This is a genomic window from Chlamydia sp. 16-02 (assembly GCF_042235055.1).
Taxonomy (GTDB): domain Bacteria; phylum Chlamydiota; class Chlamydiia; order Chlamydiales; family Chlamydiaceae; genus Chlamydia.
On sequence record NZ_CP114172.1, the window covers coordinates 618,220 to 644,536 of the forward strand.

The window sequence follows — 26,317 nt, forward strand, 5'->3', positions numbered from 1 at the left end:
GACCTAGAGATTACAATCTTGCGTAAAAAGCTTTATTAAATTAACATCTCCTTTTTAGCATGCGCCCGTAGCTCAATGGTAGAGCTGTAGCCTTCCAAGCTACCGGTGTCAGTTCGATTCTGATCGGGCGCTTTTCTAAACGTCACCAAGACTGAAATCTTGACGTTGGATCAAGATGCCATTGTTAACATATTCAAGAAATAGAGGTACAAAGCTTGGAAGAACAACCACTATGCAATCTTTCAGTTAAAGACTTAATGGAAGCGGGGGCTCATTTTGGGCACCAAACGCGAAGATGGAACCCAAAGATGAAACTTTACATCTTTGAGGAGAAAAATGGTCTTTACATTATCAATCTAGCAAAAACTCTTTATCAATTGCGCAATGCCCTTCCACAAGTATGTAAGGTCATTAAAGAGAACAAGCCTATTCTCTTTGTAGGAACTAAAAAACAAGCCAAATGCGTCATTAAAGAAGCTGCTATAGAAGCTGGCGAATACTTTGTCGCTGAGAGATGGTTAGGTGGCATGTTAACTAACATGACAACTATCCGAAACTCTATTAAAACTTTGGATAAAATCGAAAAAGATCTTACTCAAAATAGTTCTTACTTAACAAAAAAAGAAATCGCCTTACTTGCTAAGCGTCATCAAAAATTATTAAAAAACTTGGAAGGTATCCGTTACCTAAGGAAGATTCCTGGTTTGGTTATAGTTGTTGACCCTAGCTATGAAAAAATCGCTGTTGCAGAAGCTAAAAAACTCGGTATCCCTGTATTGGCATTAGTTGATACTAACTGTGATCCAACACCGATTGACTATGTTGTTCCATGTAATGATGATTCTTTAAAAAGTATTCGTTTAATCGTTAACGCTATTAAAGACAACATCGTTAATACCAAGAAAAAACTTGGCATCGAGATTATTTCTCCAATTAAAGCTTTAAACACTGAAGATGCATCTGAAGAAATCGATATCTACGCAACCGGCGAAGACAATCGTCAAGAAGATTTATTGGCAAAAAAATACGACAGTAATGAGGCTAACTAATGAGCAACTTTTCAATGGAAACCCTCAAACTCTTAAGACAACAGACCGGTGTAGGGTTAACCAAATGTAAGGAAGCTTTAGCTGAATGCAATGGGAATCTTGAAGAAGCTGTGGTTCACTTACGTAAATTAGGTCTTGCCTCTGCTAGCAAAAAGGAGCACAGAGAAACAAAAGAAGGCGTCATTGCAGCAAAAAGCGATGCTCGGGGTACTGCTGTTGTTGAAGTTAACGTGGAAACAGATTTCGTAGCTAATAACTCTGTATTTCGATCTTTCGTCGATAGTTTAGTTGAAGATGTTTTAAATCATAAAGTAGACAATATCGACGCCTTACTACCTCTTGCTTCATCTCAAGACTCTTCTCTTACCGTTGATGAGTTACGCGCTGTAACTATGCAAACTGTCGGCGAAAATATCCGTATTAGCAGAATTAAGTACTTACCAAAAGCAACGGAAGAAAGTATAGGCATTTACTCGCACGGTAATGGGAAAGCCGTTTCCGTGACTGTTCTTTCTGGAATTGCTGATAAAGAAGATCTAGCTAAAGATATTTCCATGCACATCGTAGCCGCACAACCACTATTTTTAAATAAAGAGAGTGTACCTGCGGATGCTTTAGAAAGAGAAAAAGAAGTAATTTCTTCTCAAATACAAGGAAAACCCCAAGCTGTTATCGATAAGATTATCAGTGGTAAATTGGGAACATTCTTCCAAGATGTTTGTCTACTAGAACAAGCCTTCATTAAAAATCCTGATATAACCATTCAAGGTTTGGTTGATGACGCTAGCAAAACTAGTGGCAATTCCGTCGAAGTGAAGGAATTCATTTTATGGAAAATAGGAGCTTAATAAGCGAGAGGAAATATGTCTAAGCGAATAACACGAGTCTTATTTAAGATTTCTGGAGAATCTCTCTCAACAGATAGTGGAAACCGAATTGATGAAGTTCGTTTATCCAGATTAGTAGCAGAATTACGTGCCGTACGCAACTGCGATATCGAAACAGCTCTTGTTATAGGCGGTGGAAATATCTTAAGGGGTCTTGCTCAACAAAAAGAACTACAAATTAATCGAGTATCTGCAGACCAAATGGGAATGTTAGCTACTTTAATTAATGGTATGGCTGTAGCGGATGCATTAAAAGCCGATGATATTCCTTGTTTGTTAACTTCTACGCTTTCTTGCCCTCAACTAGCAGACTTGTATACTCCTCAAAAATCTGCGGAAGCTTTAAGCCAAGGTAAAGTTTTAATCTGCACAACAGGAGCGGGTTCGCCTTATTTAACAACAGATACAGGCGCTGCTTTGCGTGCTTGTGAGTTGAAGGCTGACATCCTACTTAAAGCAACTATGCATGTTGATGGAGTTTATGATAAAGATCCTCGAATGTTTACAGATGCTGTAAAATACGACCGTATTAGTTATAAAGATTTCCTATCTCAGGGACTAGGAGTTATGGACGCTTCCGCTGTGTCTTTATGCATGGATTCCAATATTCCTATTCGTGTCTTTAGCTTTGTTAAGCATTCTTTAGAGCAAGCTATTTTCGATGAGAATATCGGAACATTAATTTGTGGAGACGCTCAGCATGTCCATTCTAACTGATACTGAAAAAAAAATGGCTGGTGCTTTGGAATTCTTCCATAAAGAAGTCAGATCATTTAGAACAGGAAAAGCCAATCCTGCTTTAGTAGAAACAGTGACCGTAGATGTGTATGGAACCACAATGAGGCTGTCTGATTTAGCCTCTATTTCTGTAGCAGACATTCGTCAGTTAGTTATTTCTCCTTACGATGCGAATAATGTTTCTGCTATATCCAAGGGCATTATTGCTGCAAATTTAAATTTGCAACCGGATGTAGAAGGAACGATAGTACGTATTAAGATTCCTGAGCCTACTGCGGAATACAGAAATGAAGTTATCAAGCAGTTGCGCCGTAAATCTGAGGAAGCGAAAGTAACTATTCGCAATATCCGCAGGGAATCTAACGACAAGTTAAAAAAAGATTCTGACTTAACAGAAGATGCTGTTAAAGGAATGGAGAAGAAGATCCAGGAATTAACAGATAAGTTCTGTAAGCAAATTGACGAAATTACGAAGCAAAAAGAGGCGGATCTTTCGTCAATATGATAAGCTCTATTTCGTATATGTAATCTTTATCTACCTCTATTTCTTTGGTTTTTCATATGAAACAAAGAGAGGAAAAGATTGCTCTAAAGGGATAGAACTAGTAATATTGTAGTTGTCTTGGCCCCATCGTCTAGCCTGGCCCAGGACATCGGATTTTCATTCCGGTAACAGGGGTTCGAATCCCCTTGGGGTCAAAATGTAAAATTACCAAGCAAACTTCGGGCCTTTAGCTCAGCGGTTAGAGCACCTCACTTTTAATGAGGGGGTCGAAGGTTCAAATCCTTCAAGGCCCAGTTGATTATTCTTGGTTCTTTTACATTTCTTTAAAAAAAACCTTTTTCTCCTTTGTCACTTTTTTGTTATTGGTACTGGGTGTATTAGTATTTGGCTTTAATGGTAGATCTCCATGGCGACTTCTAAATCCCATCAGTGTTATCACTGTCAAAAGCCAGCAACAATTTGCTATACTGAAGTAGATAAAGATAAGATCTTACGTTCTTATGTATGTGAATCTTGTCCTTGTCCGAGTCATTACTATAGTCGTGATAATATTGCCGTAGGTACTTCGGGATCTTCAGTAACTTTAGAGTGTGGCAATTGTAAAACTGTATGGAAACCAACTGCTGATGAAGATCAGCTACTTGGTTGTCATTTGTGTTACACCAATTTCAAAACACAGCTTATTGCGAAACTAATGCATACTAAAGCTATTTTCTCATCAGCAACTTCTGACAGTAGTCGCGGTTGCTTACATATTGGTCGTGCTCCTGGAGAAGCGGCAAGTATGAATCCCCTTCTTAAGCTAATAGCTTTAAACGAGGCTCTTCAGGATACGTTAGCTCGTGAAGATTACGAGCAAGCTGCTGTAATACGAGATCAGATTAATCATTTAAAAAATCAGAATTCGCATGATTCTTCCCAATGATTTACTTCTTAATTTTGCTAGTAAGAAAGACGCCCCTCCTATAAATAAAACCTGGCCTATAACGACGTTTTCACTATCTAGGAATCTTTCCATAGCAAAGTTTCTTCCTTGTTTATCTAGGGAGAAAAAGCAGGAAATTTTAGAGGCTATAGTTTCCCATTTCAACCATATTGAAGGTTTTGATGAGTTTTTAGTTTTACCTCTTAAAGATGCTCCCGCTTGGCAAAAAGAATTTCTCATTGAGCATTTTCTATTTCCCTATGATCTAACAGGGAATCCTGAAGGCGAAGCTCTTATTGTAAATCGTTCTGGAACTATTCTAGCCGCAATAAATTTCCGAGATCATTTGATTCTCCATACGATAGACTTTGTATCTGAACCTGAAAAAGCTTTAGATCAGCTTGTACGGTTAGACTCTTATCTTAATGAGAAGCTAGAATTTGCTTTTTCTTCAGATTTTGGTTTTTTAACTACAAATCCTAGAGAATGTGGTACGGGATTAAAAAGTCAGTGTTTTTTGCATGCTCCTACACTAGTATATTCTCAGGAATTAAACGATATTATTGATGAAGATACAGAAGTAGCTTGTTCAGGAATGCTACCGGCAACGCCAGGATACATTGGAAACATGCTAGTTTTATCCAATAAATGTTCTTTAGGACTTACTGAAGAGCAAATCCTATCATCGTTGAGAATATGGTCCTCAAAAATATCCGTTGCGGAGGCATCAGCAAAAAAGAAACATGCTGAAGAAAATGCTGGAGAATTAAAAAATCATATTTTACGTGCATTAGGACTGCTTACGCATTCCTATCATTTAGACCTTCAGGAAACATTAGATGCATTAAGCTGGATTCAACTAGGAATTAGTCTAGGGTGGATCCAGGGAGCTAATAATAGCACTATTTGGAATCCAGTATTTTGGCAAGCACATCGTGGACATTTAGCACTTACAAAACAACCTGAAAATAATAAGAATCTGCAAAAAGAAGTAATTACGCAATTACGCGCAGATGTTTTAAAAAAACTTGCAGAAGGTTTATCTCCCGCCGGCTTTTAATACCCTCCTTACCAAATATGTGGTTATAGGAGGGCGGCAAAGTTTTCCCCCTAAGGCCAAAATTAAAAGCCCTGACATACTTTTAAGATGAAATCTTGAAAAGCTCTGAGGACGACTCTCCCTAAAGTCTCTCGCCTCTTAGGACATGCCAGTTGCCCTTTTTCCCCTAAATGTATTTTTAATTTGGATAGAGAAAAGACATTGATTTTCACCATATCCATCAAATACGGAATATTCTTTATAGAAATAGGCTAAGAAATACTTCTAAAATAGAAAGCAAAATGCAAAACCTCATAATGGCGATTATGAGAGGATCTTGCTCTTTATAAGTTCTTATCTCTTATACTTTTCCATTAAAAATAAAGCAAAACGGTAAGCCTTCTTTTTATTTTCTGTAAATATTTTTCGCTATGTTTGCCCAAAGCCGGGATCGAACCGACGACCTACGCGTTACGAATGCGTTGCTCTACCAACTGAGCTATTTAGGCAAAAAAGAAGGAGTAAGTATAGAGTTGGGGAATAAAAAAGCCAAGAAAACAACAATCATACGGCCGATGATGTTTTCTTGGCTTTCCCCCTGAAATACAACAGAGTCAGAAGCTATTCCATGGCGTAGAATATCATCTTATTTTTTCTATATAGCATTTATCGGGCTTCTATTTCTAGCATTTTAAAATCACTTTCTGCCTGTAATGCGGGAGGGTGCTGACATTCAGGAGCATGTCGTGGCGCTACTTGCATAGATCCCTCATCAGCTTCCCAGTTGTATCTGTAACCCTCTTTATTTGTTAATGTTGTGCCCTCTTCAAAGCTGCTAATAACCTTAGGCTTAATGAACATCATGATGTTACGTTTTTGCCTTTGATCTATTGTTCTGCTGAACAAACCTCGAATTAAAGGTATAGAGTTTAGCAGAGGAACTCCCGTAATGATTTTTGTAGTTTTATCTCTGATATGACCACTCATTACTAAGAAACATCCATCAGGAACTTGTAGTCGGGTAGCTGCATAAGTTTTATCTGTTACAGGTGTAAGAGTCCCCTGAGCAGAATGTAGCTCAGAAATCGTCTGTTCTATTTGTAAAGTAACGACGTTATTCGGAGCGATCGTTGAAGCAACAACAAGGTTAACACCAATATCTTCATACTCGATATTTTGTGTAACAGTTCCCGTTTCTTGAATGATTGTGCTCGTTGTTTGGAAAGGAATCGTCTGCCCAACAAAGAAAGATGCCTGTTGTGTATCCTGAGCCATAATTCTTGGGTTAAGAACAATGACAGTATCGCCATCTTGATCTAAAGCACTGAGAAGCCCCCCTAAGGTAAGGAAAGATTTCCCTTTATGGCTAAGAACATTTCCTATGATCCCCAAGCCAAAAGCTGAGGATGCATACATCATATCGCTAATTCCTGCTAACTGACCAGGTGTCGGTAATGGAATATCTCCTGGAGATGGTTTTGCAGGTGGAACTGTAGATTTTGCAGGATTAGTAAGACCTGTATTGCTTAATAAGCCTGAAGCATAGGCGACCTTACCTTGTTCATCTCCAAGTGCTACCCACTGAACCCCGAAATCCCAAGATTTCTCTAGGCTAGTCTCTAGGATAAGCACCTCAATATACACTTGTTTTGGAGGTAAGTCTAAACCATTGAGTAAGCTAACGACTTTATCTACATTCGTTTGATTTCCGATAACAACAATAGAGTTGTTAACATCTAACCATTGAATACTGTTTAGCGTATTGATGAAATCTTCATCCATCGCTGTTGTTACATAGAGATTGTATCCAATATCTTGAATTGCCTGAGCAATTGCCGCACCATTTTGATATTTCAGCTTATACATAAAGAAGCGTAAGCTTTTGGGATTTGCGGCCCCTGATGTTCCTAAAGCTGCAGCAGGGCTTGTGACATCATCTAATGTATGTGCCATTTCTGGAACATCTAAGGATTTTAGTAGTTGTATTGCCTTGCTAGTTAAACGAGGCGAGGAAACTACGAAAATCTTATTTGTTCCTGGTTGAATAAAAATCTGAAAAGCTTCGTCTTCAGCCATAGCACCAAGAACATCTTGGCAATAGCTCACTAGTGAAGCAGGATTTGCATAACGCACTTCATACTCTGACATATCCACGGATGTTCCGGGACTATCTAAAGCTGCTAATAACTCCCCAACTTTTTCAACATTTCCAGCAATATCAGAAACAATGACATGGCGTGTAGCTTCTGAAGCACTTACTATAGCATCGTGTGAAAGTAGCGGCTGAATAATATTTACAGCAGATGTAGGATGTACGCTGTATAAACGAAATACACGAGTAACCACAACAGCTTCACAATTATCCTTTGCAGAACCATCGGTAACTACAGTCGATAATTTAGAAAGACGAGGATTACGATAAATAAGGACGTTATTCCCTTGCTCTACTACTTTCAAGTCATGCATTTTTAAGACTTGTAAAAGGATCGTAGAAAGATCGTCAACAGATGTAGGATCGTGAGAAACAATCGTTACATTGAAATTTAAATCATTACTGTCGAAAACAAAATTTGTTCCAGAAATCTTACTGACAAATTGCAAAAGCTCAAGAACAGAGATATCTTCAAAATTTACAGTATAACCATTATCTTTAAGATCTGCGCAGGTAATTTGTTTCCCTTTCAATAAAGAGGGAGCTTGCTCATCATCTTTTTTGGAATCAGAGTGAATTGCTATCTTATCAATAGAGGGTTGCTTATCTGGAGATTTTGTTTTCAATGGTTGTGAAGATGCTGCTTTATTATCAACTTTAAAGCCTTCTTCCTGAGAACTCTTTTTCTCACTCTCTTCAACAAGCTTTTTTACACTAAAGTTTATAGCGTTTACAGCGCGTTTAGCATAAGCACGCTTATCTTCCCAAAGTTGAGCCTCTTCGCTTTTCTCTTCGATAACTTCCGTTTTTTCTTCCTGTTTAGGAAGGAAACGCGGAGTTTTTTTCGTAGCCGTTTGAGTATAACGGTTATCAAGAGGACGTTTTCTAACTTCAGGCTTAGCAAATGGCGAACCCTCAGAAAATCCTGGAGAAAATGTCTGTGTAGATTTCTTAAAATGACGCGGTTGATTTTGAGGTAAGCTTTTAGCAATAGATTGCTTATCAGATTTCTTTGCTGATGTCTTATTAACTATGTTTTTAGGACAGGCAGCAATTTGGCTATTTTCGTCTGTTTGGGAGTTTCTAGCTCGAGATCTTGGTTCATTAATTGGTGGTTTTTGAGAATTCACACCAAGTAAAACCAGGTCAAAGAAAAACACAGCAGCAAGTACTCCGATTTTTCCTTTTTTCTTATTTATGACCTGTAAGATCTTTCTTCCAATGTTCGACGTCACTATTTTCACCGGATTCTTTTTAAGCTGATAAGTGTTGAGGGACAAAGATTTCCGTCATGATTTTCTAATATCCCGTACTGTACGCTCTCTATTGGGCAGAATATAGCTGTTTGTCCTCTATCTTTCAACTCTGTGAATAAAGGACTATGTAAAGATGACATGGAATCGTCTGCCTGTAAGGTATGTAATACTGCTCCATCACCTATTTCCCATGCAACCTTGGTTTCCTGAATTTGTAAAGAACTAATTTTTCCTAGACCTAAGGACGAAGTAGCAAAATTCTGAGGAACCTTTCCTTGTTTTTTTAACCAGAAATTAGTTTTCCCACAAGCAATCCAAGAAAGTTCCTTTTTTTCTTTCGGGATAGTTACGCAAACTAACGAAATTCCCTTTTCATCTATAGGAACATTTATACGCATTAACTCACTATGAATTTTGCGGATCGTATTTCTAATGTTATCTTCATGACCCCATTGACTTACGAAGCTCTTCACAATAGTTAATACTAAAGTTGGATTTCCTGAAAGACTATAACAAAACCATAATCTAAAAGTATCTCCACTCATATAAGCTTCATAGTATACATGGGGATGCGTAGGATATCCTTGTTCACATATGGAAATCGATAGAAATTCGGGAGTAACAATTTCCAAAGGAGATAACCAAAATCTCTGATGATATAGCTGATCATTCACCAGCGCGGTATGATCTTTATTACGCTTATCTTTTTGAAGATCTTCACCATGACGATATCTATGTAAATCTGAGATGAATTCCTTCATAGATCCGTATCGATCTTTAGGGGAGGGTTGTAAAGCCTTTGCTAGGATCTTACTCACTCTAGCTGGGATTAAAGATAAAACGACTTTACCTAAGGCTAAATTTCCTAAGATTAATTCGTATGCTATTAAACCCAATGAATAGATTTCTGAAAGTTCAGAAATCTTATCTCCTTGACGTTGTTCAGGACTCATGTACGAAGGTGTCCCTAAACACGCAAGACGAGTATCTTCATCCATAGAACACGCAGCAAGACCAAAATCTATAAGCTTAATTTGTCCTTGAGATGTCATAAGGATATTTTCTGGTTTTATATCCCTATGGAGAATGCCGCGGCTATGTAGATATTCAAGAGCTTGGGCAATATGTAAGACAATATCAATAGCACGTGATAAAGGAATTAGCTGGGAGAGAATGTAGTGTCTAAGAGAAACTCCCTGAATATATTCCATAGCTATGTACAGACCTTCCCTACATTGTCCATATTGGTATAACTTAACAATATTTGGATGTGAGATTTGTTCAACGATCCGCGCTTCTTTTAAGAAATTATGAACTCGTGATGTATCAGCAATCAAAGGTGTTGCAAGAACTTTAATGGCTGCAGGTTGTAGAGTATCAGGATGCAAACCCTGGTACACCGCTCTGCCCTCTTTCTTACTCAAGATTTGTTTGATGTGATATTCACCAATTACCTGATTTTGAGAAGGTATTTCGGATTGACAATCCATAGGAGACAATTATGCGTTTATACTTCTAGGACTCGAATTCCTAAAACATCTCCTAAAGATACTATCTCTCCTCTCCCGACTTTCGCTCCATTGAGAATCAAATCCACACCTCGAGAAGGGTGGATACCATCGAGATTTAAGATACTGCCTTGAGTAAGTTTTAAAAACTCCTCAACAGTTAATGAGTATCTAGAAGCTTCGGCTACTAATTTACAGCTTCCTGGTAAAGGTGCTGCAGGTAGAGCAGCTTCTGGTGTTTCTTCAGCAGGTTCTTCCTGTTGTAAACTTGGATAGCTGGTAATTTTAAATTCCCCGGAGGTTTGATCAACAAAACGACCACCGAAAAATTGATGTCCCTGAATAGTAAGCAAGCCACCGCTTTCTTCTGTATCAGGATCGTATAAACAACTATCTAACAAGATGAAGCTGCCATGTACAACTTGTTGCCATTCCTCTTGCGTTAGTTGGCAATAACCAACTTCTATAGACATCGTCAAAGGAGTAGGATCTAATTGATGAACATCAAAATTTTGATCCGATGTAGAAAGGAACTGTTTACAACTATCACATACCACTTCTGGGAAAAGTAAACGGAAACGCATATACTTTCCATCTAATCCGCAAGTGATATCTACAGCTTGGTAAGATCCTTGCAGATCCTTATTAGAAAACCGTGCATCTCCTAAAACTCTAGCAGATAATGAAGGCAACCAAGCCAATTCTTGGAGTAACTTACATAGCTCTGCGCAAAAGTAGTAATGGAATCCTAATAGTTTATCTTTCTCGTAGAAATAGGAAGCTAAACTAGAATCATTAAATACAGCAACCATGAAAGATTGAAGATCTGCTTCTGAAGTAACAAAGAAGAAGGTCCCAGGATCTAAAGGTTGTGCTAGAAACGACTGAACTAAAAGATGTGTTCCAAAATCTTGAACAGCCTGATTTGCAGAGAGGGAGCCTCGAGGTTGAATAGTAAGACTTGTTTCTTCTAAACGAAATTTTTCTTTCAACCTACGTTGGCATAAATCTTTAGGAAACGAAGGAAGAGAAATCCCTTCTTCCGTTTTCACTAAAGAGTTTAGAAAATCATTTCTAGATTTTAACCAACTAGCGCTAGGCTCCGCTGCTACTGCCATGAGAAATCACCTTTATAAACGTGCTTCTTCAACTTTATATTGGTTTTGTTCTTGATCTTGTTGTTGCTGCTGATCTTTTCCTTCTTGATCTTTCTCTTCACCTCTTTGATGAATTGTAGCAGCAATCATATGTAGAGGTGTTTGTACCTCTTCAACAGTTGGCAATTGTACAATACTTGATCCAACAGTCAATTCTGTCAAATTCAAATGACGATTTTTTAATGCTCCTACTAAACTAGCAAGCTGAGAAGGATTATTTACAATGAGATTCATTGCTTCTGCCATCTGAGCATTATCTACAAAATTAGAGAATTTTACAGAAAGGTCCGTTCCAGATTGTACTAAGGTTAAATTTGCACCTGCAAAAATTTCAGGAACATTACCTTCAGTATCTAAAACTAATTCGATTAACTGCTGACCATTAACATCAGCAACCATCATAGATTCTACAGTATTAGCAATAACTTCTTGCACCCACTGTAAATCTGCACTAGCAACAGCTACTGTAGAACTTTCTACAACAACTTCGCTAGACATAGGAGCAGCGACATCTACAAATGCCATTCCTGCTGTAGGATTGTCATAAGCCATGAAGCCATCGCCATCTTCTTTATCTTCTTCTTTAGAAGATACAGCAGATGTTTTCTCTTCTACATGCTTATCATCAGCTCCTCGAGATTCTTGACGAGAACCTTTATTCGAAACTTTATCCTGACGATCTTGTTTTGATTGTTGGCGGCCTTCCAAAGAAAATACTTTAACGTCGCGGTTATCTTTAGGCTCCGGACCTACGTCCTGTTGTACTGAATGGCGATCTGTCTTGCAATTGTACAAAGACTCGGATGTTTTATTTAATTCCATGAACTAGATTCCCCCGATTCACGTTGTTTTTTCTTGCGCAACTGATGAAGTAGTTGTCCCATTTCATCTTGCTCTTTTTCTATTTCTCGCGCTTCTTCTTTGAGAGCTTCTTTCATCCACTCTTCTTTATGCAAACGCGTTTTTTCTTCTTCTTTTCGCCGTTTGGCTAAATTAACTTCTGCTTTTTCCAGCTCTTTGGAAGCTGCTAAAACGCTTTCTTTTTGTTTATTAACCTTTTCTTCTTCTTCAGCCAGTTGTACAGCAACAACTTTAATATAGGCTTTTCTCTGTAAAACCGCATCACTCGTTGTGCCTTCGTCTAACAATTCTCGCAATTGCTGAATCTTTTGCATATAGTGATTTTTCACTTTGTCACGAGCAGCTTCGATTTCTCTTAATTTCTCTTGTTCTATCTCTAAAAGACGCCGCTTTTCTTTAACAACTTTTTCCGCTCTATCAACACGATCTTTTTTAATCGCTAGAACAGGCTCTAACGGGTATTTAGGCACGGCATTTTACCCTTAATATCTTATCGGAAAATTGCCCGAAGTTGTTGCGCAGCTTCCTCGTAATTAGTCTTTTCATGGATATCTTGCTTTAAGAATCTATTCAACTTATCTATGTGATCTATAGCAAAATCCACTTCGCGATCGGAACCTCGACGGTATTCTCCAATACGTATAAGCATTTCGTTTGCCTTATACTTTGCCAATACCTCACGAGCTTTTCCTATGATGCGTCTTTGTTCCTCAGGAACAATTGCTGTCAGCAAACGACTAATTGATGCTAAAACATCAATAGCAGGATAATGATATGCCTGTGCTAAAGCGTTAGATAAGACAATGTGTCCATCAAGAATCGATTTAACTTCATCTGCAACCGGTTCATTCATATCATCTCCGGCAACAAGCACAGTATAAAATGCTGTGATTGTTCCTTTATCTGATGCTCCTGAACGTTCTAATAATCTAGGCAAGGTTGAAAATACTGAAGGTGTGTATCCTGCTCTAGCTGGAGGTTCTCCAGCAGCCAACCCAACTTCTCTTAATGCTCGAGCAAATCGAGTTACAGAATCCATCATTAAAACAACAGTCTTCCCCTGATCTCGGAAATACTCTGCTATAGCAGTACCTACATAAGCAGCGTTTAATCGTAGTTGTGATGATTGATCTGATGTAGAAACAACGATCACCGATCGTTTCATTCCTTCTTCTCCAAGGTCCCCCTCGATAAACTCACGAACCTCACGGCCCCGCTCTCCAATGAGAGCAATCACATTAACATCAGCTTCTTCAGCATTTCTAGCAATCATCCCTAAAAGGGAGGATTTACCAACCCCGGCTCCAGCGAAGATTCCTATACGCTGACCTCTAGCTACTGTGAGCATACCATCGATGCATCGCACGCCTGTGGACAAGATTGTTCTTAACTTTTCCCTATGCAATGGATCAGGTGGTGCACGGAAAATAGGATAGGTTTCATTAACATCAACTAAAGGTCCCTTTGTTTCGGCATCAATAGGCTCTCCCAAACCATTCAACACACGCCCTAAAAGACCATTACCTGCACGGATGTGCAAAGGTAGACCAGTTGGGATAACTTCTGAAGAAGGGCTAACCCCAGAAAGCTCTCCCAATGGCGATAGAAAAGCAAAATTTTGCGTGAAGCCAACAACCTCAGTAACGAGAGGCTCCATGCCGTGACGTTTAACCAAACACACTTCCCCAACACGCACATTGGGAACGACTGCTTTGATTAACATACCGACAACTTCAGTAATACGACCTACGACTGTAGTCAAATGTACGTCGTTTAATTGCGACATGAGCGTGTCAAAATCTGTCGTCAATTCGTCCATGTTAACCTAATTGTGTGGTCATTATCGTCTTTATACTACTTACCGTAGTTCCTACAATACTAGCAAAGAGTTCTGCCCTTTGCGTTGCTCTTTGAACAGCGTACTGTACTTTTAAAAAGTCGGCTAAATTTTCTCGCTCTCCGTTTCTATCAGAAAAATACAGGAGAGCTCTGTTTAATACTTCCTCACCTGAGGAAACCCAATTGATCATCTTACGCGTAACAGAATCACTTTCTTCTTCTGTCTTTTTCTCTAAGCTTTGCTGTGTATGCTCAGCTATATCACTAAGATCTCCATTGATTAAATCGATAATCACACTAACAGCTTCAAAATGTTCAGGAGACAACTTATTTTGATCTTGGTTTTGTAAGGTTGATTGTGCGTCCCATAAACGCTCTTTCAGATTATTTATCTGTTCTTTGAGCTCTTCAGAATCCAAGGCTTCTTCTAATTCAGGATCAATGATGTTAGAATTTCTATCTTGCATCATCGCCATAGGATTAGGTTTTACATCCTCAATATTTTTATTAAGTGCGTCCGCGGACATTCCTAAAGAAAATGCAGGAACCTCCTTATTTAGCTCGCTCGCTAAAGGAGTCCCTGAAGGTTTTTGTATAGAAGCTGTTTCTTTATCAGAGTCTAGCTTCGGGAAAAGCTGCAAAGGATCTATCATAAGACAACAACCATGTGTATTTTATTTAGAACCAAAAAATAGATTAACCTAAAGGTCCACCACTTTTAGCTACTAAAGTATCATGCCAGTCTAAAACGGATTGGGCAAGAATTCTTGTTGATTCTATTTCACAATTTTCTAACACCTGATCTGCTAATTTTAAGCAGTTTTCCAAGCTTTCACGTCGCACTTCGAAAGAGCTTCCTTGATGCAAAACGATCATCATGTGTGTTAGAGAAAGGAAAGACTTAATGCTCCAATTATCGACTTCTTTTTGTGCTAAAGCACTTAATCGCTCTTCTGCAGCAAAAATTTCCATCTTATGCAGGTCAATCAATGCTAATCCTAATTCGTGACCATAATGGTCGGGATTTAAAATTTGTAAAGATTGAAAAAGCTTTTTTGCGCTTTCTTCATCACCTTGTTTGATAGCCAACATGCCAGCTTCAAACAACAACGCAAAATCTGCTTTAAATAATTCCAAATCTGCCATGATCCTTCTCTTAGTTTATTAACTTCCTTTAACAGCTCTTGCCATAGTGATCATCTCTGTGTTCACTGCTGTCAAGATATTGGATACTGCTTCCATGTACTGTGATAAAATCTGCATACGAAATTGCAAATTAAACATCGTACCTAAGTCAACGGTACCTTGCGTTGAGGTTTCTAATTCTGTTAGATATTGTTGCACACCTTGGACGTACTTGCATACGCCATTAAGCATGTCATTAAAATTAAATGCTGAGCAACTGCTCCCGCTACCACTACTCATAAATTCTCCACTTATCTAGTCTGTTAAACCATTTTGCGGTTCATCCGCCCGAGAACTTTCTGAAGGGCTAGATATCCTGCTAACAATGCTTGTTGCTTCTCAAAAAATGCTTTATCAGAACCTTCACGAAGAGAAGCATTCAATTTTTGCACTTTATCCTGCACATTAGCTTTGATCTCCTGAGCTTTACTCAGATCCTGCATATCTTTCTCTAAATCAAACAGCTGATGAGAAGATTTATCTTCTTTAGCAGCTGTATTTTCCATATTAAACATAGTATTTCTTCCTAAATACAAAAGAATTAACAAGCCTTAACATTAGCTATTTATTGTACTCGATTTTATATTTCAACCCTTCCTTCTCTAAAAAGATACAGTTCGGTTGGATGCTTGTTACCGTCATTCCATCGATAACGTCACCGCGGGTCAAAATTCTACCATTGACTACAACATTAATGCTTACGTCACCGTATTTTGAATACCCGGTTACACGATAACGGCTAGGATAACGCAAATTTAAATCTATTATCCCTTCTTCAACAGGTAACAAAACAACAAAGTTTTTCACAAGGCGTACACCAGGCAAATTAGAGATATCCTGGACAACAGAACGGAATTTCTCTCCATCCGCATTATTTACATAACCAGTAAGAACAACTTCTCCATTAACAAAAGCTACATGAATATTTGCGAATCCTGATTGCAACAGTTGACCAGCAATAGCTTTCAACATTTGTGATTCTATGATTACCTTATTCTCAAGTAAGGAAAGATAATTGAAATGCACATTAAGATAATCAGAGAGACATACAGCTTGCTCTTCTGTTTTTAGATATCCTGTTATCACAAACTGTCCAGGTTCTGGAGAATGCATACTCACACCCTTGAACTCTGCTCTTTTCGATAACAATATATTAATTTCTTGCCACACAGCTTCGTCATCAATAACGTTGTCATCGATAGATTTAATGAAAGACAAAGCGTCCATTTTATAGAGAAGCTCACTTTTATCAATGCTATTTTTCACATGTCCGATTAAAAAGAGCTGACCGTTATTTTTATTAAATGTGTAACGAACTGTTGGAAATGTATTTACTACACGTTCGATGTCTTCTTGGAAGTCCACATTTTCAATAGGGACAACTTCTTTCGTATGGAATAAAGAAGCTGTGCCTATACCGAAAAGTATAGCTAAGCCGCCAATGAATAATGTAAGTATAAATGATCCTGTAGGAAGGGTAGCTCGCTTACGCTTTTCTTCTTCTTCCTGAGCAGCTTGTTCAGCTACTTCTTCAGCATCTTGAGGACGTCCAAATAAACCATAATCTTCTGGAGCAAATGAAGCTACAATTGTATCCGCAGGAGCAAGATGATCTATCAGCAAGAATAAAGTTGTTCCTAGAGCAACAACTTGATTGGAACTTAGGGTAGAGCTGTGCTCTATTTTCTTCCCCTCAATGATCACACCGTTTTTACTTCCTAGGTCTTCCAGCATGATAGAACCATCGTTACTTACGATGATTTTTGCATGACGATGCGAAACGCTAAGATCATTAAAGACAATATCTGCAGACGCGGGATCGCTACCTAAAATATAGGATTTTCCCGTATCTAGATGGAATTCTGCACCGATATTGGCTCCAGCTAATACTTTTAATAAAAAACGTGAGGGCTGAGAAAGATCCACAGAAACATTTTTTTGAACAATGTCATCTATTTCTGCAGGAAAAATACCCTGATCAAATCTAAAGAGATCTTGTACATTAAACGGAGACAAGACTTCAGCTTTGTCAGTTTTTTTGCTCTCTTCTTGATTTTCCTCTTCGGGCTTCTCTTCAGCTTCTTCTTTGTTATCAGTCGTTTCTTCAGAAGTTTCTTTGTCGTCATGTGGCTCTTCTACATCCTGATTCTCATCAGTTGTAGTTCCTTGGGGAGTTACTTCTTCTTTTTTAGAAGCGGGAGATTCTTTGACAGGCTCACCTTCTTTAGGCCGATCACTTTCTAGAGACTGTTCCTGCTTAGCAGAGTCAGAATCTGGCAACGGCTGCTGATTTTGATTAGGCAAAGCTCCGTTTTCTTCCATAGTAGCATGCTGGGTTTCAGTATTTTTTACATCCCCCAATGGGGATTTTTTCTTTTTTGTTCCGGAATCGGGTAGCGTATCTATATCTACCTTCTGATCGGAAGTTTTCTTCTCTGACTTTGCAGAAGCTAAGAAAGCCTCAGCAAGTTCTTTGTCTTTATCAGTAGGGGAAGTATCGGAAGAATCTTGCTGCTTTGAAGAAGAAGACTTTTTTCCATTGTCTTGAGAAGACTTGCTTTTCTTCTTCGTCTTCTTTTTACTATCGGCAGGTTCAGGCGAGACATTAGTTGTATTTTCTGAAGAAAAGTCAAAATCGTAAACAACATCTTCAGGATCAAATTCATTCGTGAAAAAAGAATATTGATTGCTACCAAATATTAAGATATCACCATTTTGTAGAGATGTTGTCTCTAGTATCTCTTTTCCATTCACAGTAACAGGATGTGTACTGTCTAAATTTGTGACAGAATAAACACCCGCTTCTTTACTTATAACAACCTGAGTATCGGCAAGCTTAGGATCTTCTAGCTGAATATCACTAGTTGCATCATCTCTTCCTATTGACCAGCTTGTTCCTTCTTCAAGAACTAAAACAAATCCTGACAACGGGCCTTTATCAATAATTAAACGTGCACCCATGTTTTTCTACCCCTGTTGCCTATTGTCCTTGTTGTGCTTTATTTAGTCCCAAATCTTCTAGCCAGGTTTCAGAAAAATTCATAAAACTCTCTATATAACGAGCAAAATCTTCATATGAAACTTCTTCGGGAATTCTACGTGTCATGACAACATGGCCTTCGGAATCCAATCCTAAAGCGCTACCTCCTGTTTCTCTGCCAAACAAGTTCGCTACCATCATTTGTAAGTATACTTTATTTGCATCCATAGAAGGAGCCAACTCCCCTAAGAAAGCACTAAATACAATTTCATTATCTGCATTTTGTAGTACACGTATCTTGACAAGATCACTTATAGGCAAGACATATGCTCCATCAGCATCGAATTCGAGGGTTGACGTTATACCAATATACGTGGCAAAATTTTTTATCAATTTCTCCAACATGCACGCTCTTCCTATACAGGAACGGCTGTCTCTTCTTCATCGAAAATTTAGACAACCTCTTTTCTAGACTTAGCTTTTTCAGCCTTTAAATCGAGTTATGCCAATACAAACTTTAAAAATAAAAACGATTTCTTGTTTCTATAAACAATATCATGTTCGTTTTCTTGTTCATCTTTTTCACTATAAAGAACAAAAGACCTAAGAAAAATCGGGCTGATTTTTATTGCACTTGTTATCAACTACAATCTGCGAGTACTAGACCACACTTGCATACAAATCCATCGCAGTTAACGATGAAAGCCTAGAGTATTTTCGATAGCTGTATATGTCAAGAGATGAATTAGACGCTAAAGAATCAACAGCTTAGGACAAGAAGCTCGAACCTGGCTCGAAGATATATGTGAGCACTTTTTTTCATAAACTTCCCATTGTTTTCTTGCTGCTAGAGCTAAAAATGGTTTTTCTTTATTTGTACATTGCTTACTAATTTGAAGTTTCTTCTGCACACGCTCGCTAATAAAATCCATATCCAAACATATGATATCTTTTGGACGTTCCATTAAAGTAAAAGTACGTGGAACATTAAAATCAAAAATCACACGGCTTGGGATGCTTGCCAAACTTTCTAAAGATAATCCGGAAAAATCTTTAGCTGATTCCGAAGATCCAAAGAAAATGACATCATAGGGTTCCCTAAAAGAAAGTTGACTACGAGCCACCGTATCGTAGGGCATGGAAATATTTTTTCGAGAGCAAAAAATTAGATTTCGGTAACCTTTCGCACTCAACCCATTTGCGATTTTCCGATTAATATCGGAGTAACCAATAAATAAAAGTTTGTCTTTTGTTGATTTACCATGCAAGTCTAGAGTTTCCTCAACTACAGACTCTATCGTTACAACAGGATAAGACAAAGAAACTTGAGAACGAAAATCCTTTCCCTCTTTTAAAGCCTTCTGAAATAGAAAATGTAGGGCGAAAGGTAATTCTCGTTCGGTTTTCGCTTTAATATAAGCGCGTTTCACCTGTCCCTGAATTTCTGTCTCACCAGAAATCAAGCTATCCATACCACTAGTAACAGTAAATAAATGAGTGAAACACGCTAATCCTTGATAACAATAAGGACGCGCTCCTAAAGCAGAAATTCGCGAAAGCAATTCTGATTGAACATTACTATTGCTTTTAGAAAAATAATAAATTTCAGCTCTATGACATGTAAGTAGTAAAACGAAAGATCCGTCACCACCGAAAAAACGTTGAGAAAATAACGAATTAGCTTCAAAATCCTTTAAGATATTAATAACTGCTTCTCTTTCTTTTAAAGCAGCCTCTCGATAGCTAATTCCAACAACCCCTAAGACCATAAGCACGTTGTAGTAATTTTTCCGCTTATTCTCTAAATACAAGAAAATAATAGAGAATTGAGAACGAAAGTAATCTAGGTGTATAGCCCAAGACAAAATTAGATGCCATCTATTTATCCATTCTCAAACTGTATTTTCTGTATAAAAAACAAAAATAAATGGAGTCGCGTCACTATCTTGAATGCAAGATAACCCCCTACTTGCTTCCCTCTAATTTTTGAATGTTCTAATTTACAAATTGCCAATCTAGTCCAGGGAAAATACCATCTTACAAGATAAAATCTAAGACGAGAATATTACCAATTTTAAAACCACAATTAGAAAAAGAATTATAAAATATCAAATTCTTGAACATTAGTCTAAGAATTACGTCCATCTTGATTGAGAAAAAGAAATGTCGTAATCTGGCAAATCTTCTAGGAGAAGAGCTTAGATCCCTTTGAGTCTAACAACAAACAGAGCTAGTATTGAGAAATACTCATAGCATTGCTATGGCTAATCGTTAAATTGTTCACTCAAACATCGCACAATAAAATTCTAATATAAATCTTTTTCCTAGAACGCAATAAGAAGAATAGAAAAATATGGCAACATATACTGAAGCTAGTGTTGTTTCTCTAGCCTCTTTAGAACACATCCGCCTACGTGCGGGTATGTATATAGGCAGATTAGGAGACGGCTCCCAAGTTGAAGATGGGATCTATACTTTATTTAAAGAAGTTGTAGATAACGCAATTGATGAATTTATCATGGGACATGGGAAAACCATTTCCATTTGTGCTGATTCCACTAGTATAACTGTGCGTGATCGTGGTCGAGGAATTCCTTTAGGAAAAATGATCGAATGCGTCTCTAAAATCAACACAGGGGCAAAGTATACCCAAGATGTTTTCCATTTTTCTGTAGGATTAAATGGTGTCGGGCTAAAAGCTGTAAATGCCCTTTCAGAGATATTCACAGTACGCTCTGTACGTAAAAAAAAATACCATCTTGCAACATTTTGCAAAGGCATTTTACAAAACTCTTGTCAAGGATCTACAAAAGATCCTGACGGAACAGAAATTACTTTTTCTCCAGATCCAACAATCTTTACCAATTTCTCTTTCAACGATGAATTCTTAAGAAAGAAAATCCGACGTTATACCTATTTACATCCTGGTCTTGAAATAATTTGTAATGATGAAATTTTTGTATCACAACAAGGTCTTCAAGACTTATTCAAAGAAGAAATTCCTGAAGAAACTCTCTATCCTCCTATAGCATTCCAAAATTCTGAATTATCTTTTCTATTTACCCATCTAGAAGCACATAACGAACGCTATTTCTCCTTTGTTAATGGTCAGGAAACTGTAGATGGCGGAACACATCTAACAGCATTCAAAGAAGCTATTGTTAAGGGAATTAATGAGTATTTCGGGAAAACATTTACAAGTAATGATATCCGTGACGGCTTAGTAGGATGCATTGCAATAAAAATTGCTTCACCGATTTTTGAATCGCAAACAAAAAATAAGCTTGGAAATACTCAAATTCGCTCGGGAATAATTAAGGATGTCAAAAGCGTTATCATTCAAGAGCTCAAAAAAAATAAATCCTACGCAGACCTGCTCCTCGATAAGATTAAGCTAAACGAGAAAACCCGTAAAAATATTCAATTTATAAAGCAAGATCTTAAAGATAAGCAAAAGAAACTCCACTATAAAATTCCAAAACTTCGTGATTGTAAGTTTCACTATAATGAGCGCTCTCTTTATGGAGAGGCTTCGTCTATTTTCGTAACAGAGGGGGAGTCTGCTTCAGCTTCTATTTTATCTTCGAGGAATCCACTAACACAAGCAGTGTTTTCACTTCGAGGAAAACCTATGAACGTTTTTTCTTTGGAAGAAGAAAAAATGTATAAAAATGATGAACTATTCTACCTAGCTACCGCATTAGGTATTACGAAAAATAGTACGCAACATTTGCGCTATAATAAAATTATCCTCGCTACTGATGCTGACGTAGATGGTATGCATATTCGCAATTTACTCATTACATTCTTCTTAAAAACCTTCTTACCGATTGTTGAGAATCATCATTTATTTATTTTAGAAACACCTTTATTTAAAGTGCGTTACAAAGATACAACTCTATATTGCTATTCGGATCAGGAAAAGATACAGGCAGTACAAAAACTAGGAAAAAAGGAAACTAATTTAGAAGTAACAAGATTTAAAGGTTTGGGGGAAATTTCTCCTAAAGAATTTAAAGCTTTTATTGGTGCAGATATGCGCCTAACTCCTGTAACAATTGGTTCATTAGACTCTTTAGAGACCCTTTTACAATTTTATATGGGAAAAAATACTAAAGAACGAAAACAGTTTATTATGGATAACCTTATTACCAACTTATAGTTTATGCATGATGTTTCAGATCTTTTTAAAACACATTTTATGCACTACGCATCTTATGTGATTTTAGAAAGAGCCATTCCCCACATTCTTGACGGCCTTAAACCTGTACAACGACGTCTTCTCTGGACTTTATTTCGTATGGATGATGGCAAAATGCACAAGGTGGCCAATATTGCTGGGCGCACTATGGCGTTGCATCCCCATGGAGATGCTCCAATTGTTGAAGCTCTTGTTGTTCTAGCAAATAAAGGTTATCTTATTGATATGCAGGGGAATTTTGGGAATCCGCTAACGGGAGATCCTCATGCTGCTGCTCGTTATATTGAAGCCCGCCTAAGTCCTCTAGCTAAAGAAATTTTATTTAATACAGATTTAATGTCTTTTCATGATTCCTATGATGGAAGAGAAAAGGAGCCTGATATTCTTCCTGCAAAGCTTCCCCTTCTTCTACTCCATGGTGTTGAGGGAATTGCGGTAGGCATGACAACGAAAATTTTCCCTCACAATCTTTGTGAACTCATAGAAGCACAAATTGCTATTTTGAATAATCGTTCATTTACTCTGTTTCCTGATTTCTATTCGGGAGGCGTCATGGATGCCTCTGAATATCAAGATGGACTAGGTTCTATAATGATTCGAGCTTCTATTCAAACCGTAGATCAAAAAACTCTAATCATAAAAGAAATTTGCCCTTCAACAACAACAGAAACATTAATTCGCTCTATAGAAAATGCTGCAAAACGCGGTGTAATTAAAATTGATTCAATTCAAGATTTCTCAACAGATCAACCTCATATAGAAATAAAACTCCCAAAGGGAGTTTATGCTAAAGATATTCTTGAGCCTCTATTTCAATATACTGAATGCCAGGTCGTTCTCACATCAAAGCCTACAGCTATTTATAATAATAAACCCGTAGAAACGTCTGTTTCTGAAATTCTAAGACTCCATACAGAAGTTCTCGAAAGCTATTTACAAAAAGAGCTCCAAATACTTCACGACGAACTCTCTCAAGAACACTACTATAAGTCTTTAGAATACATTTTCATTAAGCATCGTCTGTATGATACAGTCAGAGAAAATCTCTCTAAATTAGGTAATAAAGTCTCTCAGGAAGATCTCCACGAGGCTGTTTTAAATTCTTTAGCTCCTTTCCTTGCGAGTTTACCTGAAATTCCAAGTAAGCAAGCCACGGGACAGCTTGCCTCATTAGCTATTAAAAAAATCCTCTGCTTTAATGAAAGTAACTACACTAAAGATCTTGCAGCGATAGAAAAAAAACAAACGGCTGTAGAAAAAGATCTGAGTAATATGAAAAAATTTACAATTAAATATCTCAAAGGTCTTTTAGCAAAATACGGCGAGCTTGGAAAAAGAAAAACACAAGTTTTATCATTTTCTAAACAAAAGAAATCAGTTCTTAAACAACAAACTTTAGTAATCATAAAATAAAAATTTTTCTGTTTTTGAAACTTTTTATTTTATGATTATAGAAAATAACTTCTCTGCGTAGTAAAATACATAATTAAGCTAGGCACCAAGGTCTATAGGGTTATGGAACCACGTTACATCAACATCAAAAAAGCTGAGACTCAAGAAGCTTCACCAACAAAAGAGATTAATACTCCCGAATATCTATCGCCAACAAACATGACATTTGAAGGTCCTGTACGCACCTTAGATCAGTTAAGACTAGCTCTCATTCAAAAAATGGGAGAAGAAAAAGGGAAAGAGATGTACGACAAGTTTATTCAATCTATTCTAATTTCTTCTTTTGGCAATATTCATAAAGAAATGGATCGTGCTCAGAAAGCATCTAAAAAAATGCGTTCTGTTTATAAAGAGTAATATGGGAATTACCTATTTTCTAGCCCTACCTCTCAATGAAGAAGATGCTTCCCGTTTTCTAAACTCTGCAAAACGCTGGGCTCCCTTTTTGAATCAAGAGCTCTACCTTTCTCTCATTTCTTATAACGACACTTATTATCTTGCTAAAGAGGTTTCTTGCTTTCCATGCTCAATTGAAGAATGGGAAAAATCGATAAACCATGTATCTAGTTTGCTTACCCATATATTCTTATGTACGTCTATTGACGCACTCACTTTTCTAGCATGTATGCAATTTAAACAAATTGAATTAACAGCATCTGCTAATTAAATTTTTAAATGTAAAAAGTCCTCCTAAAAAATAATAAAGTACTGCTTCTGCGAAACGAAAACTCTTCATAAAAAAACATTCATAAAACAAAATTATCTTCTACTCGACTGATTAAATAAGCCTTATATAAGGACTTATTAATAAAGCTATTTTTCAATAGCTTTTCTCTAGAACCATAAGTTTCTTTATTTTAAAATGTTTTAATAAAAAAAAGTCGCTCATTGCAATGAAATCAAATAATTCTCTTACTTTTATTGTTAATGAAACTAATCGCAATCGATTAGATAAATTCTTAGTTTCTCAAAATTCAGAATATTCTCGTGCTTTCTATCAACAACATATTTTAGATAAACGCGTTACAGTTAATGAGCAGATACTAACGAAAGTCTCGACACAATTAGTTCCTGGGGATTCTGTTTCCATTGTAATCGAAGAGAAAGAAGAACTTTTGGAGCTTATTCCCGAGGCGATACCTCTCAATAAGGTGTATGAAGATGAGATGATTCTCGTTATAAATAAACCTAGAGATATGGTGGTACACCCTGCTCCGGGGCATACTAAAGGAACAGTTGTTCATGCCCTGCTTCATGAAATAGGAGAACGTCTTAAACAAGAGTTTCCTGAGGAACCTTGGAGGCCTGGGATTATTCATCGATTAGATAAAGATACTTCTGGGTTATTAATGACAGCGAAAACCCGACAAGCAAAGAAAATTTACAGTGAGCTATTTGCAACCAAGCAACTAAAAAAGAGTTATTTAGCTATTTGCATAGGGAAGCCAACAGTAGCTAAAATCCAAACAAAACTTGCCAGACACCACAGTAAGCGTAAAGAAATGGCTGTCTCTTCCATAGGGAAGGATGCTGTTACTCACTGTGAGGTACTCGCTTATAATGAAAAACTAAGTTTAGTACTTCTACATCCAGAAACAGGACGGACTCATCAACTTAGAGTTCATATGAAGTATCTAAATACCCCAATCTTAGGGGACCCTGTCTACGGATCAGCCTCTAAAAACGCCGGTTATGGTCTTGACAAACAACAATTGCACGCCTATAGCTTGGATTTTATCCATCCACAGACACGTAAACATCTAAACCTAACAACAAAACCACCCCGAGATATGAAGATCTTGATAATAAAAGAATTTCATAATAGTAAAACTGTTATCAACAAACAATTATTTGAATCAATTATAAAATAAACATCGATCATTAATTAAGTTTGATTATTTTAACAGACAAATTAAAATTAAATTAATCTGAGTTCGATTTTTTTACCGTTCTCCCGCAGATAACGCGAATTTAGTTATAGGATTACTTTATGAAAGACTTTTTAGCTTATATTATCAAAAACCTTGTAGATCGCCCTGAGGAAGTGCATATCAAAGAAGTTCAAGGCACCCACACGATTATCTACGAATTAACAGTTGCGAAGCCCGATATTGGTAAAATCATCGGGAAAGAAGGGCGCACAATTAAAGCTATTCGCACTCTACTTGTCTCTGTAGCTAGCAGAAACAACGTAAAAGTTAGCTTAGAAATTATGGAAGATAAGTAGTTTTAGAATCTTCTCCCGCTAAATACATTTTCCAGAATATTTCATTCTCTCCAACGTATTCTGTTTCAGCCTGCGGAGCTTCCGCAGGCAAATAAAGAAATAATTTTATTCAAATTAAAGATTTTCTAACAAGGAATTCGGACCGAGCAGGATTTGAACCTGCGGCCATTCGCTTAGAAGGCGAATGCTCTATCCACTGAGCTATCGGTCCAGATCTATATAAGAAATATTAAACCTCGGCTAAGAGCATGTCACCTCAGCCCAGGCACAGGGATAATTCAGGCTCTAGTATAAATCTAAATCTAAAAAAGTCAATTAAGACTCGACCCGAGTTGAACTTCCCTGTGTTCCTCGAA

25 protein-coding genes and 5 tRNA genes are annotated in these 26,317 nt (G+C 37.4%); 15 read left to right on the top strand and 15 right to left on the bottom strand.

All coding sequences use genetic code 11. The features are described from left to right. Positions 1–61: 61 nt before the first annotated feature. From O1W70_RS02690 to O1W70_RS02730, 9 genes are all read left to right on the top strand, one after another. Positions 62–132, top strand: a tRNA-Gly gene (locus O1W70_RS02690). Positions 133–257: 125 nt separating this feature from the next. Continuing rightward, positions 258–1,049, top strand: coding sequence for a 30S ribosomal protein S2 (gene rpsB, locus O1W70_RS02695; RefSeq protein WP_375797325.1), 792 nt, complete (start codon positions 258–260; stop codon positions 1,047–1,049). After that, positions 1,049–1,897, top strand: a complete 849-nt coding sequence (gene tsf, locus O1W70_RS02700) for a translation elongation factor Ts (RefSeq protein WP_375797181.1) — start codon at positions 1,049–1,051, stop codon at positions 1,895–1,897. Before rpsB ends, tsf begins: the two co-directional genes overlap by 1 nt. 15 nt (positions 1,898–1,912) lie before the next feature. Continuing rightward, positions 1,913–2,653: a UMP kinase gene (gene pyrH, locus O1W70_RS02705; RefSeq protein WP_375797182.1), complete on the top strand. Its 741-nt coding sequence runs from the start codon at positions 1,913–1,915 to the stop codon at positions 2,651–2,653. Beyond that, positions 2,637–3,179 (top strand): ribosome recycling factor, encoded by a 543-nt coding sequence (gene frr, locus O1W70_RS02710; RefSeq protein ID WP_375797183.1) that lies wholly within the window; start codon positions 2,637–2,639, stop codon positions 3,177–3,179. The genes pyrH and frr overlap by 17 nt, the downstream gene beginning before the upstream one ends. A gap of 119 nt (positions 3,180–3,298) precedes the next feature. Next, a tRNA-Glu gene (locus O1W70_RS02715) sits at positions 3,299–3,373 on the top strand. A gap of 26 nt (positions 3,374–3,399) precedes the next feature. Next, positions 3,400–3,472: transfer RNA gene (locus tag O1W70_RS02720), tRNA-Lys, on the top strand. Between the two features lie 113 nt (positions 3,473–3,585). Further along, entirely contained in the window at positions 3,586–4,104 is a 519-nt protein-coding gene (locus tag O1W70_RS02725; protein WP_375797184.1) for a UvrB/UvrC motif-containing protein, read from the top strand. Beyond that, on the top strand, positions 4,088–5,164 hold the full coding sequence (locus O1W70_RS02730) for a protein arginine kinase (RefSeq protein ID WP_375797185.1): 1,077 nt from the start codon (positions 4,088–4,090) through the stop codon (positions 5,162–5,164). Before O1W70_RS02725 ends, O1W70_RS02730 begins: the two co-directional genes overlap by 17 nt. A 415-nt stretch (positions 5,165–5,579) precedes the next feature. Here O1W70_RS02730 and O1W70_RS02735 read toward each other — a convergent pair. From O1W70_RS02735 to O1W70_RS02800, 14 genes are all read right to left on the bottom strand, one after another. Next, positions 5,580–5,652, bottom strand: a tRNA-Thr gene (locus tag O1W70_RS02735). 157 nt (positions 5,653–5,809) lie between these two features. Beyond that, a complete protein-coding gene (locus O1W70_RS02740) occupies positions 5,810–8,539 on the bottom strand; it encodes a type II secretion system protein GspD (protein ID WP_332380792.1) in 2,730 nt (909 codons plus the stop codon). Beyond that, positions 8,536–10,041: a serine/threonine-protein kinase gene (locus tag O1W70_RS02745; protein ID WP_332380793.1), complete on the bottom strand. Its 1,506-nt coding sequence runs from the start codon at positions 10,039–10,041 to the stop codon at positions 8,536–8,538. Before O1W70_RS02745 ends, O1W70_RS02740 begins: the two co-directional genes overlap by 4 nt. 17 nt (positions 10,042–10,058) lie before the next feature. Further along, a complete protein-coding gene (gene sctQ, locus O1W70_RS02750) occupies positions 10,059–11,177 on the bottom strand; it encodes a type III secretion system cytoplasmic ring protein SctQ (protein WP_332380794.1) in 1,119 nt (372 codons plus the stop codon). A gap of 12 nt (positions 11,178–11,189) precedes the next feature. Beyond that, entirely contained in the window at positions 11,190–12,038 is an 849-nt protein-coding gene (locus O1W70_RS02755) for a DUF5421 family protein (protein WP_375797186.1), read from the bottom strand. After that, positions 12,029–12,547, bottom strand: coding sequence for a type III secretion T3S chaperone (locus tag O1W70_RS02760; RefSeq protein ID WP_213241966.1), 519 nt, complete (start codon positions 12,545–12,547; stop codon positions 12,029–12,031). The genes O1W70_RS02755 and O1W70_RS02760 overlap by 10 nt, the downstream gene beginning before the upstream one ends. Positions 12,548–12,567: 20 nt before the next feature. Next, positions 12,568–13,896, bottom strand: a complete 1,329-nt coding sequence (gene sctN, locus O1W70_RS02765) for a type III secretion system ATPase SctN (protein ID WP_213241964.1) — start codon at positions 13,894–13,896, stop codon at positions 12,568–12,570. Between the two features lies 1 nt (position 13,897). Continuing rightward, positions 13,898–14,569, bottom strand: a complete 672-nt coding sequence (locus O1W70_RS02770; protein ID WP_332380796.1) for a hypothetical protein — start codon at positions 14,567–14,569, stop codon at positions 13,898–13,900. A 43-nt stretch (positions 14,570–14,612) separates the two neighbouring features. Next, positions 14,613–15,062 (bottom strand): hypothetical protein, encoded by a 450-nt coding sequence (locus O1W70_RS02775; protein ID WP_332380797.1) that lies wholly within the window; start codon positions 15,060–15,062, stop codon positions 14,613–14,615. 18 nt (positions 15,063–15,080) lie between these two features. Further along, the gene (locus O1W70_RS02780) at positions 15,081–15,341 is read right to left on the bottom strand and encodes a DUF5407 family protein (protein WP_011006005.1); all 261 of its coding nucleotides are present in this window, start codon (positions 15,339–15,341) and stop codon (positions 15,081–15,083) included. 23 nt (positions 15,342–15,364) lie between these two features. Continuing rightward, the gene (locus O1W70_RS02785; RefSeq protein ID WP_117273728.1) at positions 15,365–15,616 is read right to left on the bottom strand and encodes a DUF5398 family protein; all 252 of its coding nucleotides are present in this window, start codon (positions 15,614–15,616) and stop codon (positions 15,365–15,367) included. A gap of 46 nt (positions 15,617–15,662) precedes the next feature. After that, positions 15,663–18,062, bottom strand: coding sequence for a type III secretion system inner membrane ring subunit SctD (gene sctD / locus O1W70_RS02790; RefSeq protein WP_332380798.1), 2,400 nt, complete (start codon positions 18,060–18,062; stop codon positions 15,663–15,665). Positions 18,063–18,081: 19 nt separating this feature from the next. Then, a complete protein-coding gene (locus O1W70_RS02795; protein WP_332380799.1) occupies positions 18,082–18,486 on the bottom strand; it encodes a CesT family type III secretion system chaperone in 405 nt (134 codons plus the stop codon). Positions 18,487–18,833: 347 nt separating this feature from the next. Next, a complete protein-coding gene (locus tag O1W70_RS02800) occupies positions 18,834–19,850 on the bottom strand; it encodes a glutamyl-tRNA reductase (RefSeq protein ID WP_332381166.1) in 1,017 nt (338 codons plus the stop codon). Between the two features lie 584 nt (positions 19,851–20,434). On the opposite strand from O1W70_RS02800, the gene O1W70_RS02805 reads away from it, so the two are divergent. The 6 genes from O1W70_RS02805 (at position 20,435) to O1W70_RS02830 (ending at position 25,961) form a co-directional block, all read left to right on the top strand. Further along, entirely contained in the window at positions 20,435–22,243 is a 1,809-nt protein-coding gene (locus O1W70_RS02805) for a DNA topoisomerase IV subunit B (RefSeq protein ID WP_332380800.1), read from the top strand. A gap of 3 nt (positions 22,244–22,246) precedes the next feature. Then, entirely contained in the window at positions 22,247–23,695 is a 1,449-nt protein-coding gene (locus O1W70_RS02810; RefSeq protein WP_332380801.1) for a DNA gyrase subunit A, read from the top strand. A 102-nt stretch (positions 23,696–23,797) separates the two neighbouring features. Continuing rightward, complete coding sequence (locus O1W70_RS02815) at positions 23,798–24,091, top strand: hypothetical protein (RefSeq protein ID WP_332380802.1); 294 nt, start codon at positions 23,798–23,800, stop codon at positions 24,089–24,091. Between the two features lies 1 nt (position 24,092). Continuing rightward, positions 24,093–24,401 carry a hypothetical protein gene (locus tag O1W70_RS02820; protein ID WP_332380803.1) on the top strand — a complete coding sequence of 103 codons (309 nt, stop codon included), beginning with the start codon at positions 24,093–24,095 and terminating at the stop codon, positions 24,399–24,401. 226 nt (positions 24,402–24,627) lie between these two features. Then, entirely contained in the window at positions 24,628–25,605 is a 978-nt protein-coding gene (locus O1W70_RS02825; protein ID WP_332380804.1) for an RluA family pseudouridine synthase, read from the top strand. Between the two features lie 119 nt (positions 25,606–25,724). Further along, positions 25,725–25,961 (top strand): KH domain-containing protein, encoded by a 237-nt coding sequence (locus O1W70_RS02830; protein WP_011005996.1) that lies wholly within the window; start codon positions 25,725–25,727, stop codon positions 25,959–25,961. A 138-nt stretch (positions 25,962–26,099) separates the two neighbouring features. Here O1W70_RS02830 and O1W70_RS02835 read toward each other — a convergent pair. Next, positions 26,100–26,172 (bottom strand) — tRNA-Arg (locus O1W70_RS02835). Positions 26,173–26,317 lie beyond the last annotated feature (145 nt).